14 protein-coding genes and 1 pseudogene are annotated in these 13,269 nt (G+C 34.8%); 11 read left to right on the top strand and 4 right to left on the bottom strand.

From position 1 onward, the window contains the following. Positions 1-327 precede the first annotated feature (327 nt). Positions 328-1,272: a ring-cleaving dioxygenase gene (locus tag ACU8YW_RS17870; RefSeq protein ID WP_098857923.1), complete on the top strand. Its 945-nt coding sequence runs from the start codon at positions 328-330 to the stop codon at positions 1,270-1,272. A gap of 19 nt (positions 1,273-1,291) precedes the next feature. Beyond that, a complete protein-coding gene (locus ACU8YW_RS17865; protein WP_088064204.1) occupies positions 1,292-1,900 on the top strand; it encodes an alpha/beta hydrolase in 609 nt (202 codons plus the stop codon). 44 nt (positions 1,901-1,944) lie between these two features. On the opposite strand, the gene ACU8YW_RS17860 is transcribed toward ACU8YW_RS17865, so the two are convergent. Further along, entirely contained in the window at positions 1,945-3,477 is a 1,533-nt protein-coding gene (locus ACU8YW_RS17860) for a BA3702 family sensor histidine kinase (protein ID WP_262719980.1), read from the bottom strand. 237 nt (positions 3,478-3,714) lie between these two features. Between ACU8YW_RS17860 and ACU8YW_RS17855 the strand changes: the two genes are divergently transcribed. Continuing rightward, positions 3,715-4,086 (top strand): VOC family protein, encoded by a 372-nt coding sequence (locus tag ACU8YW_RS17855; protein WP_426934063.1) that lies wholly within the window; start codon positions 3,715-3,717, stop codon positions 4,084-4,086. Positions 4,087-4,106: 20 nt separating this feature from the next. Here ACU8YW_RS17855 and ACU8YW_RS17850 read toward each other — a convergent pair whose 3' ends face one another. After that, on the bottom strand, positions 4,107-4,916 hold the full coding sequence (locus tag ACU8YW_RS17850; protein WP_000251342.1) for a YitT family protein: 810 nt from the start codon (positions 4,914-4,916) through the stop codon (positions 4,107-4,109). A 144-nt stretch (positions 4,917-5,060) separates the two neighbouring features. Between ACU8YW_RS17850 and ACU8YW_RS17845 the strand changes: the two genes are divergently transcribed. The 4 genes from ACU8YW_RS17845 (at position 5,061) to ACU8YW_RS17830 (ending at position 8,533) form a co-directional block, all read left to right on the top strand. Then, entirely contained in the window at positions 5,061-5,864 is an 804-nt protein-coding gene (locus ACU8YW_RS17845; protein ID WP_088064202.1) for a protein phosphatase 2C domain-containing protein, read from the top strand. Positions 5,865-5,879: 15 nt separating this feature from the next. After that, entirely contained in the window at positions 5,880-6,332 is a 453-nt protein-coding gene (locus ACU8YW_RS17840; protein ID WP_098857919.1) for a peptidoglycan recognition protein family protein, read from the top strand. 17 nt (positions 6,333-6,349) lie between these two features. Further along, complete coding sequence (locus tag ACU8YW_RS17835) at positions 6,350-6,601, top strand: DUF2164 domain-containing protein (protein WP_001994665.1); 252 nt, start codon at positions 6,350-6,352, stop codon at positions 6,599-6,601. A gap of 453 nt (positions 6,602-7,054) precedes the next feature. After that, complete coding sequence (locus tag ACU8YW_RS17830; RefSeq protein ID WP_426934062.1) at positions 7,055-8,533, top strand: DUF4822 domain-containing protein; 1,479 nt, start codon at positions 7,055-7,057, stop codon at positions 8,531-8,533. Positions 8,534-8,748: 215 nt separating this feature from the next. On the opposite strand, the gene ACU8YW_RS17825 is transcribed toward ACU8YW_RS17830, so the two are convergent. Next, the gene (locus tag ACU8YW_RS17825) at positions 8,749-8,961 is read right to left on the bottom strand and encodes a CsbD family protein (protein WP_426934061.1); all 213 of its coding nucleotides are present in this window, start codon (positions 8,959-8,961) and stop codon (positions 8,749-8,751) included. Positions 8,962-9,132: 171 nt separating this feature from the next. Next, a complete protein-coding gene (locus ACU8YW_RS17820) occupies positions 9,133-9,945 on the bottom strand; it encodes a GNAT family N-acetyltransferase (RefSeq protein ID WP_426934060.1) in 813 nt (270 codons plus the stop codon). A gap of 152 nt (positions 9,946-10,097) precedes the next feature. Here ACU8YW_RS17820 and ACU8YW_RS17815 point away from each other — a divergent pair, with 152 nt between their 5' ends. From ACU8YW_RS17815 to ACU8YW_RS17800, 4 genes and pseudogenes are all read left to right on the top strand, one after another. Then, on the top strand, positions 10,098-10,301 hold the full coding sequence (locus ACU8YW_RS17815; protein ID WP_048544090.1) for a hypothetical protein: 204 nt from the start codon (positions 10,098-10,100) through the stop codon (positions 10,299-10,301). Between the two features lie 519 nt (positions 10,302-10,820). Then, positions 10,821-11,873, top strand: coding sequence for a hypothetical protein (locus ACU8YW_RS17810; protein ID WP_446893988.1), 1,053 nt, complete (start codon positions 10,821-10,823; stop codon positions 11,871-11,873). After that, entirely contained in the window at positions 11,809-12,462 is a 654-nt protein-coding gene (locus tag ACU8YW_RS17805; RefSeq protein ID WP_446893987.1) for a hypothetical protein, read from the top strand. Before ACU8YW_RS17810 ends, ACU8YW_RS17805 begins: the two co-directional genes overlap by 65 nt. Continuing rightward, positions 12,398-13,249, top strand: a pseudogene (locus tag ACU8YW_RS17800) (N-acetylmuramoyl-L-alanine amidase); the annotation flags it as partial. The gene ACU8YW_RS17805 and the pseudogene ACU8YW_RS17800, both read left to right, overlap by 65 nt. Positions 13,250-13,269: the final 20 nt, after the last annotated feature.

Here is a 13,269-nt window from a genome sequence, read left to right as displayed (position 1 = left end):
AAATGATAACTAGCATTTACTCTCTTTTGATTTAAAATGAAAATAAGCACCTTGTTGACAACCAAAAGTAAGTAACTTATAATAAATATTAAGTTCGAGATAATTTATTTCCGAATAAAGATTTCAGATGGAGTAAATATTTTTTGGGGATTATCTCGAATTCGAGATGAATTCAGTGATATAGAAGATAATGCGTAATTTCACAGCTTATATCTCGAATTAAAGATAAAATCATAACGATGGATTTTACTTTGCAGTATGGACAAAATGAATAATGAATTTTAATGTATACAAGTTTTTAAAATGAAATAAAAAGGGGCGGAGAAAATGGAAAAGAAAACGATGGGAATTCATCACATTACAGCAATCGTAGGACACCCACAAGAAAATGTAGATTTTTATGCTGGTGTGTTAGGTTTACGTTTAGTGAAACAAACAGTGAATTTTGATGATCCAGGCACGTACCATCTTTATTTTGGTAATGAAGGAGGAAAGCCTGGAACAATTATTACGTTTTTCCCATGGGCAGGTGCTCGTCAAGGAATTATTGGTGACGGTCAAGTAGGCATTACGTCTTATGTCGTACCAAAGGGCGCAATGGAGTTTTGGGAAAATAGATTAGAAAAATTTGATATTTCGTATACAAAAATGACTCGATTTGGAGAGCAGTATTTAGAATTTGATGATCCACATGGTTTGCATATAGAATTAGTAGAAAGAGAAGAAGGCGAATTAAATAATTGGACTTTTGGAGAAGTTACGCCAGAAGTAGCAATTAAAGGATTTGGCGGTGCTGTTCTTTTATCTGCACAACCTCAAAAAACAGCTGAATTGTTAGAGCATGTTATGGGTCTTGAGAAAATTGGAGAAGAAGGTGAATTCGTTCGATTCCGTTCTTCTGCTGATATTGGGAATATTATTGACTTGAGGCTATCGACAATCGGGCGTGGCCAAATGGGTGTTGGTACAGTCCACCATATTGCTTGGAGAGCGACTAACGATGATGATCAACTAGACTGGAAAGAGCATGTGTCTCGTTTTGGATATCACGTAACTCCTGTACAAGATCGAAATTATTTTAACGCAATTTATTTTAGAGAACACGGGGAAATCTTATTCGAAATTGCAACAGACCCTCCTGGTTTCGCTCATGACGAATCGTTAGAGACGATGGGTGAGGAATTAAAGTTACCGGAGCAATATGAACCACATAGAAAACAAATTGAACAAACACTTTTACCATTTGAAGTGAGAAATTTAGACGAAAAGTGATTGAAAGGGGAAAAGGATTATGATGAAACATATTTTTCAAAAAGGAAAAGATACGTCAAAACCAGTGTTGTTATTACTTCATGGTACAGGAGGTAATGAATTAGATTTATTACCACTTGCAGAAATAATTGATCGGGAAGCATCTGTATTAAGTGTTAGGGGGAATGTATTAGAAAATGGCATGCCACGTTTCTTCCGCCGATTGGCAGAAGGCATTTTTGATGAAGAGGATTTAATTTTCCGTACGAAGGAATTAAATGAATTTTTAGATGAAGCTGCAAAAACATATGAATTTGATAGAAATAACATTGTAGCTATCGGTTATTCAAATGGAGCAAACATTGCTGCAAGCTTATTATTCCATTACGAAAATGCATTAAAAGGTGCTGTGCTTCATCACCCAATGGTGCCTAGAAGAGGAACACAATTGCCTAATTTAGCAGGGAAATCCGTGTTTATCGCTGCTGGGACAAATGACCCGATTTGTTCATCAGGAGAGTCAGAGGAATTAAAGGTACTATTAGAAAATGCAAACGCTAATGTAACAATGCATTGGGAAAATAGAGGGCATCAATTAACAATGAGTGAAGTAGAAAAAGCAAAAGAATGGTATGACAAAGCATTTTAAAAAAGAAGCATCTGCTAACAACTAGTAGATGCTTCTTTTTTTATTTACGGCTGAATTGCAAGATGAGACGAAGAAAGTGGTAGCTGAATATCAACGATCGTACCTTTATTTAATTCGCTTGAAATGTGTAATTTACCATGATGTTCTTCAATTATTTTGTAACACATCATTAATCCTAGTCCTGTTCCCTTTTCTTTTAAACTATAAAATGGTTCACCTAAACGAGAGATACGATCTTCTGGGATACCGCAACCTTCATCGATAATACGTATTAAGATGAAAGTATCCTCTAATGGCTTTGTTTGGATGTAAATATTTCCGCCATTTGGCATTGCTTCTATCGCATTTTTTAATATATTTATAAAAACTTGTTTTAATTGGTTACCATCACATTGAATATCATGTTTGTAATCAAAATGATCCATAATGATATGAACACTATGCATAATAGCAGTTGGTAAAATAAATGTAACTACCTCTTCAATTAAAGCTTGTATGTTACAAGTTTGGATAGATAATACTTGTGGTTTAGACATCGCCATAAATTGGCTCGTGATAGATTCCATCTGTGAAATCTCACTTAACATAACATCGATATACCATTTCTGCTCCTCATTTATTTCAGGGAGTAGCAATGTTAGAAAACCTTTTAGAGAAGTGAGTGGATTTCGAATTTCATGTGCAATTCCAGCTGTCAGTTGTCCGACTACTGCGAGCTTTTCTGATTTTCGTAATAACTTTTCCGTTTCTTTTAGCTCGGTAACATCTCTTCCCATTACGATAAGACCTTTACGGGAGCCGTCAGAATGATAAAGTGGAACTTTCGATATACTTAAGATTAGATCGAAATCATCTCTATGAATAATAAATTCCTCGCCATGAAGAATTTGTCTTTGTTGCCATGCTAGTTCGTCGACTTCTTCACAATGTAAAAAAGCCTCTCGGTACGCTTCGTTATATTGAATGAGTTCACTATCTTTTTTCCCGTGGTAAGGTACATGATGGAAATTGAAACAAGAAAGTGCGTAGTCATTTGCCTCAAGCCAGCGCCCCTCATGATCCTTAAATATAACAAACGCAGGCATGGAGTTCACTAATGTACGTAACCTCTTCTCACTTTCTTTTAGCATATTCTCAATTCTTTCTGATTTTTCAAGAGGCTTCATAATGGCATATACGCCAGTTAGACGATTTTGGACAAAAATAGGAACTAGTTTTGTCACGACGTCTAATAAGAATCCATTTTTATGATAAATTGATAAGATATACTCTTGTTGATTATCCGCTCCAGTATTCTTTATATTTTGTAATACTTGCTCAGAAATACGAGCTTCTAAAATAGAGGTAATATTTTTCTGTTCTAATTCTAAAGAAGTGTAACCTAATATTTTTTCGGCAGAAGGATTTATATGTAGTATAACTCCCTCTAAATTTAATGAAATAATACTATCAGGATTGTGTTCGAACAGAGATGCGTACATTTCTGTTAATGAACGATTTTGTATATGGTTTCGCAAACGTCTAGAAATGTTCGGATGACGTTTTCTTTGAGTTGATGAATATTTTTTACGACTCATAATAGTTCCTCCGTACAAATAGCATCTAAAAAGATTTGTCTATTCATAACTATAATATAGATGTAATGTGTATTTCTATAAAAAATGGAAGTTATATAATAAATTTTGTTTTCTTTATTTTTTGCAAAGTGAGTACAAGGTGGTAATAAGGGGAGCTTATATTGTTTTATAACTCTTTTGTAAGTTACAAAAGTAGGTTTTCTTTATAACATTAGGGTAGAAGAGGGGGGAGAGAAAATGAGAAATTATATTCAAGGTATCGATCATGTGCAAGTAGCTGCGCCTGTAGGATGTGAAGAAGAAGCAAGAGAGTTTTACGGTAATAAAATAGGTATGGAGGAAATACCGAAGCCGGAGGAATTAAAGAAGCGTGGTGGGAGCTGGTTTAAGTGTGGAAATCAAGAGATTCATATCGGAGTTGAGAAAAACTTCAATCCAGCTAAAAAGGCGCATCCAGCTTTTTATGTTTTAAAAATTGATGAATTTAAACAAGAGTTAATAAAGCAAGGCATTGAAGTAATAGATGATCATGCACGGCCAGATGTAATTAGATTTTATGTGTCAGATCCGTTCGGAAATCGAATTGAATTTATGGAAAATAAAAACTAGGTGGAAATCCACCTAGTTTTTTAACCTTTTCTAAACAATCCTAATACTTCAACCGTTTCGGTAATGTTAACGAATGCATGAGGGTCAATTTCGGAAATTGTTAATTTCATACTTGCTAATTCTTCACGAGAAACGACGGTCATAAGTACACGTTTTTTTTCGCTGGAATAAGCACCTTCGCCATCAAGTAATGTAATTCCACGTACAACAGTTGAAAGGAGTTGTTTTTTCATTTTTTCTGCTTCATTTGTTACAATCATAAGTGTAACCTTTCGATGTTTCGTATGAATAGCATCGATCACTTTACCAGTTACATAAATTGAAAGTAAGCTTGTAAGAGCAACATCCCAAGTGAAGAAGAATCCTGCAATTATTACAACGACTGCATTTAAAATAATAAGGAATCCACCAAGTTTAATGTCTCTTTTTCGAGACAATAGCATACCGATAATATCAAATCCACCAGTTGATCCATTACAGTTAAAAACAAGGCCGATACCAGCTCCGGCAATGACACCACCAAAGATAGATGATAAAAGTGGGTCTGTTGCTACGACTTTTACTGGAACGTAGTATAATGCAACAGATAATACAATAACAGAGATAACAGTGTTAAAAATCACTTTTTTTCCAAGACCTATGTAACCTAAAATAAGGATAGGTAAGTTTAATACAAAGTTAATAATACCCGTGTTTACAGGAGTTACAATCCCTAAAATAATAGCAATTCCGCCAATTCCACTACTTAAAATTTTGTGGGGGATAAGGAAAAGATTAAATGCAATCGCAATAATAATAGAACCGATAATAACACCAAGAAATCTGACCATTTCTTTCCCGTCCTTCACTAAAAAATTCATATTATTTCAAGATTATATATGATATTGAAAGTTTTGGGTAAAAACAGTTTATTTCGGAAAATTAGATTAATCAAAAGAATTCGAGTATTTTCTCATTTGAAAGGGGATACAGATATGAGGATAAAAACGTATCAACAGAAAAGCCCGTTGAAGCAAGAATGTGAGGATTCTTATTTTTGTAATGAAGAAAAAAAGATGTATGGTGTATGTGATGGTGCAACACCGCTCGTCCCGTTTCGTGATGAAAAGGGACATAATGGAGCATACATCGCTTCGCATTTATTTGCAAGTTATTTTGCTTCATTACGTGAAAATCATAGTTTGCAAGTTGCCGTTGCAAAAGCAAATGAAGCATTGCAAAGCAAAATGTTAGAGTATGAAGTAGATACGAGAAAGAAAGAGCATTTGTGGTGTACATGTATTGCGGCAGTTCAAATAGATGGTGAGAAAATTGAATACGCACAGTTAGGGGACTGTATGATTGTCGCAATACTTCAAAATGGAACGATGCAAGTATTAACGCAAGACACGGTTGAAGGAATTAGTAAACGAGCAAAAAAAAAGAGGGAAGAAGACCGTAATAAAGGGTTAACTGTACCAGAAGAACATGTTTTTCAAGATGTGCGAGAACAGTTAAAATATAATCGTTATCTTGCAAATATGCAGGACGGGTATTCTGTTGCAAATGGAATGAAAGAAGCGATACATTATTTACAACATGGTGAACTACATATAGATGAAGTGAGTGGGATTTTTATTTGTTCAGACGGATTATTCCACCCAGATTGGCCACTTGAACAAACTGTTGCATATATAAGAAAGAATAGTATAAGTGAATATGTAGCAATCATTGAAGAGCTAGAAGGGGAAAAGAGAATAAGACCAGATGATAAAACAATTATGATCATTGATTTTTAAGGGGAGGATGTTCAAATGGAAATTAAATGTGTTAATTTAACATTTCAAGATGAATTAGTTCCTTTAGAGAAAGTTAATAAACTGATTATCCACCATACATCCGAAGATGGATGGGATGTGTATAAAACACATGAATTTCATCAAAAAGTAAGAGGGTGGAGCGGGATCGGTTACAATTATTTTATTGAAGAAGATGGAACTGTAGTCGAAGGGCGAGGTTTACATATTGGAGCACATGCGAAAGATAATAATAGGGATACAATTGGAATATGTATGACGGGTAATTTTGATAAATATGATCCAACTACCGCACAAATGAATGCATTATATTCTTTATGTAAAATGTTTATGAAGCAGTTTGCTATAAAGAAAGAAAATATACTTGGTCATAGGGAGCTAGAAGGCGTTACAAAAAGTTGTCCTGGAAAGCATTTTTCTATGGTAGAGTTAAGAAACGGACTAACTTAAATATAGAGGAGTAACAAATGATGATGAATATAAAAATACCTAATGATAAAAAAGAAGAGCTTGTGGCACAAATTCAGCAATTTTTCGTTGAAGAAGATTTAGATGAAATTGGACGTTTCCAAGCAGAGCGATTAATAGAAGAAATGATTAAATTAGTAGGACCGTTTGCATACAATCAAGCAATTGGAGATGCTAGAAAGCTTGTAACAGAGAAACTATCTAATATTGAAGAAGATTTGTATGTGTTAGAGAAGAATGAAGGGAAGTAAAAAGAGCCATTTTGGCCGTATTCCGTCAATTATAAAATAAGTATTATGCCACGGCTTTTTCCGATGTTCTGTTTGGAAAAGGCCGTGAAGTTGTTTTTGGGCATATAAAATAAAGTTTCATTTCTTTTGTCAAAAAGAACCCTAGAACTAAAAACGTTATTCTTTCTTAACAAGCTAGATGAGAAAGAATAACGTTTTTTAGATTGAGATTAAAAATATATTATCTTAATTTTATCTTTTTTTAATAATTTATTTATAGGCAATTTATAGTTGCTATTTATAATTCCTATATATAGCAGCTATGGATACTACAAAGAAGAAATTTGGATGTGTAACCCTTTGTATCCAATTAGCTGTAATCAAAATTTAAAACATGAATTGCTCACATAGAATCTTCTTTTGGAAGATAAGTGGTGTAATTCTTTGTTAAATGAAGGAAGGGATTGGGAAGCTATGAATAAAACAATTTTAAAAACATGTATCATATCAACAGTTTTAGGTGGAAGTTTATTAAGTGAAACGAGTGGAGAGGTGAAAGCAGAAGAGGTTACACCAAACACGAATCATACTGGTGTATTCAAAGATGTTCCAAAGGGGCACTGGGCATATGAGGCGATTCAGCAATTAGCAGGTGAGAAAATCATTTTTGGCTATGATGATGGAAGATTTGGTTTTGGAGATAACGTAACACGTGAACAAGTTGCAGCTTTAATGTATCGTTATTTTAATATGGAAGAAAACAAAAATTATCAAAACCCATACGGTGACGTAAGTGAAGATTCAACAAGCTATATAAAGGAAATTTTATCTTTAACAGAAATGGGTGTTTTTAAGGGGGATGAGCATGGAAACTTTAGACCGAAGGCATCCTTAACACGCGCAGAAATGGCACAGGTTCTTACAAATGCTTTTCATTTAAAGGCAAAGAGTGATCATACTTTTAATGACGTTGCAACGAACTCATGGGCAAGAAATGCAATTAGTGCTGTTCAAACAAATAATATTGCAAAAGGAGTAGGAGGAGGGAAATTTGCTCCAAGTATGGATGTGACGCGTGAACAGTACGCACAATTTTTATACAATGCAATACAAGAAACCGAGCAAATTCAACAAACGAAAGGGCAACTACTAGCTAGCATACTTGGTGAAACAAACTGGAAAGGGACAAAAGTCTATGACAAAGATCATAATGATGTAACGAAAGAAAATCAAAATTTCATCGGGCTTGCAAAATATGATGCTAAAACTGCAAGGTATGAATTTTTTAATGCAAGTACAGGAGAGAGTCGTAATGATAGCGGTACCTTTTTTATAACGAATGATGGAAAGAAAAGGGTGTTAATTTCTGAAACGCAAAATTATCAAGCAGTTGTTGAATTAACGCAATTAGACAAGGAGAAATTTACATATAAAAGAATGGGAAAAGATGCAAAAGGGAACGATGTAGAAGTGTTTGTTGAACATGTTCCTTACCATGGAAAAGAACTTTCTTTCACGCGACCTGATAAAAAGTTGGAAAGCTCGACGGGGAAAATAGTTACAGACGTTGATGGAGATGAAATTTTATCTAGTACACTATGGAATGGAACGGTGGTATTAGACGAACAGGGTAATGATGTAACAAAATACAACTCAAACTTAATCAGTCTAGCAAAATACGATAAAAATACAAATAAATACGAGTTTTTCAATGCGAATACAGGAGAAAGTCGTGGAGACTATGGTTTCTTTGATGTTGTACATGGTAATAAAATAAGGGCTCACGTTTCGTTAGGAAATAATAAATATGGTGCGGTCCTTGAACTGACTGAGCTAAATAAAGAGAAATTTACGTATACAAGAATCGGGAAAGATGCGAATGGAAAAGATATAAAAATCTTTGTTGAGCATGAACCGTATACAGGTGACCTAAAACCAAATTTCACAAAGTAATCTTTTACTCTAGCAAATGCACTATGTTAGTAAGAGAAAGCCTGAGCTATTAGGTAATTATACAGTAGAAGTAAAATAGTTATTTAAAGACAAATAGATGCCTTGAGGCATCTATTTGTCTTTAAAATGATTTTATGGGTAAATATAAAATACAAATTCTTTTTTCTAGGATCTAGTAACTCCCTACTTGCACAACCATATATCCTAGTTCTTTTTTATTTATTCTCTTTATGCTCTTTATATTCATGTACTTTCTCTTTTACATTACCAACCGTATCTTTAGCAGTGCCTTTCACTTTATCCCATTTTCCTTCAGCTTGTAATTTCTTATTGTCAGTTACTTCCCCGACAACTTCTTTTACTTCACCTTTTACTTTATCAATGGCACCTTCTACTTTTTCCTTTAAACCATGATCATTCTTAGTCATACATTTCTCCTCCTTGTAGTTTGATTAGAATTCTCTTTTCATGTTGCAAGTTGAATGATGTATCTAGTAATAGCGTAACAAATCTAGTTTGAATATTCAAATGATTAATAGGATAGAAAAGGAATTGTCATGAAATGTATAAAATTGTAATGAGAAGAGAAAGCATGTAAATTACATGTCTTTTGCAGTCCATATTGATTTTGTATAAGCAATTTTCATATGGGCACGTTCCATATTATTTTGACTTCCGGTACCGAACCTTGCTTGTCCGACTATTAAATGACAGTTTTTCGCTAGGGCTTTTTCTATTCGTTTTTGAATTAAGGCAGTATGACAGCCTTTACGCTGAAATTCTGGCAAAGTAGCAGAAGCAGCTAATGAAGCAATCCCATTATTTATATACAGGACACCAATGCCTGCAGGAGTATTTTGAACTTCGGCTATGAAAAAATGCCAGCCAGGTTTATTGTAGAGAATTTCGTTATTTTGGCGTACGCCATCTTTTGTAAAGGGTGGCATGTTAAATCCACGTACATATATGTCTGCAAAAATATGAAATTCATTTTCTTTTAGTTGGCGTACTGAAATGTTAGAAGTAAGTAGGGATGGATCTTCTCTCGGTATACTATATAAAGCGGTATGGAAGCTGGATTGGTAAAATCCTTTTTGAGACAAGTATTGAAATAATTCAGCTGTACCTTGAGCGGGTGTAATTTCAAAACGACAAGGGATTTGTAGCGATTGATAATAAGAGATGATTTCATCTATCTCATCTGTATTTGTAAAGGTAACGCCTTTTACTGTGTTAAAAGCAGGACCAAAAATTATTTTTGATGAAAAGGCAGTGGCATTCCCGAACTTTTTCATTTGTATTTGCATTGGATTTTCAGCTAACGCTTGTATTGCTTGTAGTCTAGAAGAGAGCATATGTATTTCTGCGTTTTCAATTTCTTGAGCTGCATTGAGTGTCATAATTGTACTCATAATATTCCTCCGTCAATAAATATATTTCATAGTACATATACGATGTTCGTTCGGAGATTCCTGTTGAAATGTAAGAGAATAAGAGGTTTTTTGGAAGGGAAATGGAAGTAAACTGTCGAAGGGAGTGGAAACAGATTAAAGGTGGTGCTCTCATGAAACAGGAAGACGTGCAGACATGCTCTAATTGTGGTTCTCATAACATAGGAGAAGGGGAGTTTGTCGGTTATGCACAAATACGGAAAAAGGAGACGATGTTCACATCTTCACCAGTAGATGCTTATATTTGTACAGATTGTGGGAATATCCTTTTATTAAAAGTACGACATTATGAAAAGTTTAAGCAGAAGCCGTTATGATTATGGAGAAGTGTTTTTATTAGGGAAGTTAGAGGAGTAATATTTTACATATATATATGAGTATGTCTTTATATAAAGAGATGACAACATATACTGTGTGGGATGCTTATTAATCGTTGCACGACATACAAAAATGTATAGAAGAAATTGTGAATCAATATGGGGAAGACAAATTAACCCTTATTGGAATACTTCATATCGAAAACTCCTTTAAATGAATAAGGGAGTTTTTGGTTTTTTGTTACAGTAATTACCTTTAATTGTTATAATTGGTTATTGGGAGAGGGTATTTTATTAACGCCATAATCATAGAAGAAAACTAGCTAAATCGTATAGAAAACGGCTATATAACACAATCGCAACCATAAGTTTGATAAACGTGTTACCGAGGTAGAGAAGACAGCAAATGGAATCACTCAAAATGTTTCTAGATTACAAGAGACACAAACGCAGCAAGGGAAAACATTAACTCAAGCTACTACAACGTTAGAGCAACATTCTGAGGCACTGAATCTAACAATGAAAAAGAAAGATGTTGAGGATTATGTTGGCGGTCTTGGATCTATTAACGAGATTAGAAACGCTGGTCTTGATCCTAAGAAAATGAATTTTTGGGGATTAGCGGCAGGAACTGTACTTCAAACTAATTCTATTTACAGGGGTTATCCTACTTTTTGGAGTGACTATTCAGGAAATACAGAATCTAAATGGCAAGGCGTTATGTCAGGATTTATCAAAGTTACAAATGTTGAGGATTTAGTGGCAAGTGGTTATTTCGCTACCGATAACATAGCTTCACTTGATAGCAAAGCTTGGTTGGAAGTTGAGTTCTTTAACGCTAGTCAAATTCGCGTAAGAACACAACGTGTAGAAATAACTTGGGCAAAACAAGGCGATTGGAATAGAGTGACTTTAGTAGCTAAAGTTCAAGCGAATGAAGAGTCCATGAGATGGCGTTATTATGTTGAAAAAAACGGTCGTTTACGTGCCACTATGCCTATGTTACAACGCGGTAAAGTAGCTACAGAATTTTGGTTACATCCTAAAGACGTAACTGACTATGATCAGTTAATGGGTGATATCGCTAATAGAGTAGCAACTGAGCAATACAATCAGAAAATGACTCAAATCGATAACCGTTTTAGTGTTAATGAGAAAGGCATTGATTTAGCAGCAAAAAAGACGGAAGTATATACGAAGATACAAGCGGATGGACAATTTGCTAAGGATTCCTATGTAAGGGATTTAGAAGGACGTATCCAAATTACTGAGAGAAATATTCTTAGTACCGTTAAAAAAGGCGACATCATTTCATCTATCAATCAAACAGCGGAAGCAGTGAAAATTAATGCGGGTAGAATAGAGTTAGATGGAACAACTATAGCAAAGTATTTAGAAGCGCAGGAGCTTAAGGGGACTACAATACGAACAGATAATGGTGTTAATTATGTCCATATTCAAAAGCAATTTATCCGTTTAATGGAGTCAAATATAAGCAGAGTTTACCTTGGATACTATAACGACAGCACAGGTCAAATCCAATCAACAGCTGTATTGGGAGGGGGATTCTAATTTCCAAGACGGTTCTGTTGTCTTAAGTAAACAACCAACGCAAGGATTCTTAGGAATAATTAACGGGAAAGATTCTAACGGAGACCCTTATTTTGTAAGCTCAGTTATGTTTAGAAGATCAGGTGATTTGATTCTAAAGGGGGGCATGAATAGGACTGTAAGTGTTAACTCAGGTAAAGGTATAAATCATTACGCAAATGGTGGATCGTATTGGGTAGAAGCTACTGATGGCATCGGATTAAAAGGTGGAAATAAAAACGTATCGATAGACAGTCGGACCGCTATTGTTTTCAGTTTAAAAGATAAAAATATGCTCGATGTGGTGGACAGTAATGGAGAAACGGACTTACGGTTCCAAACATTAACGCTTAGAAATGGAACAGCATCTGGATATGCGGGTAAATTACAGGTTAAATCTGGTTCAGGCACTTCTTATTCTCCTGTAGTGGCAAGTAATTTTGAAACATCATCGCAACGTAAGTATAAAACAAACATTCGAGATGTACAGTTTAGCGCTTTAGAAAAAATTATGGCGTTCAGCGTTTGTTCATTATGCAGTCGATTGGGACGAAACAATCCAAATTGCTGATACAAAATACATTGCTTATGGTGGCGGTCCTGCTGCTAATAAACGTTTTGTACATGTAGAGTTATGCGAAACAGCGGACTATACAAAATTCAAACGCAGCTATGACAAATACGTTAAGTTACTAGCTAAAATCTTACGTGACCGTGGATTATCAGTAGAAAAAGGATTATGGACTCACTACGATGTAACGAAATACCTTGGTGGAACAGATCATGAAGATCCACTTGATTACTTAAAGTCTCATGGCATTTCAGAAGCTCAATTTAGAACGGATGTACAACGAGCATACAATAATTCTAGTGTTGAAGTTTCTGTTCCTGAGAAGCCATCTAAACCAGCGGAGGTTCCAACAGCTGTAACAGACGGTATTGCTTATATTGAAGGCTACAACGTTAATTTACGTAAAGGACCAGATACAAGCTATTCTAAGATGCGTCAACTAAATAAACCGGAATCTTATGTTGTATGGGCTGAAAAGGATGGTTGGTTAAATCTTGGTGGAGAACAATGGATTAAGAACGATCCGTCTTATGTGAAGTTTAATAAGAAAAGTACAGTAGATTCTTCTATTGTAGGAAAACGCGTTGTATCTAAAGTTAACAATCTACGTTTCTATGATGCTCCATCTTGGCAGGATAAAGATGTTGTTGGGTCTGTAGATGCAGGTTTAGGATTTACGATTGATGCGAAAGTAAGTGTCAATGGTTCATCACAATATAAAGTACATAATAGCAAAGGGAAAACATACTATGTAACAACAAATGAAGCTTATGTATATGTAAAGTAATATGAAAAGCCGGTCCCTAT

Source organism: Bacillus pretiosus (assembly GCF_052947655.1).
The sequence above is the reverse complement of the archived record's forward strand: the minus strand, read 5'-3'. Positions and strand labels throughout refer to the sequence as shown.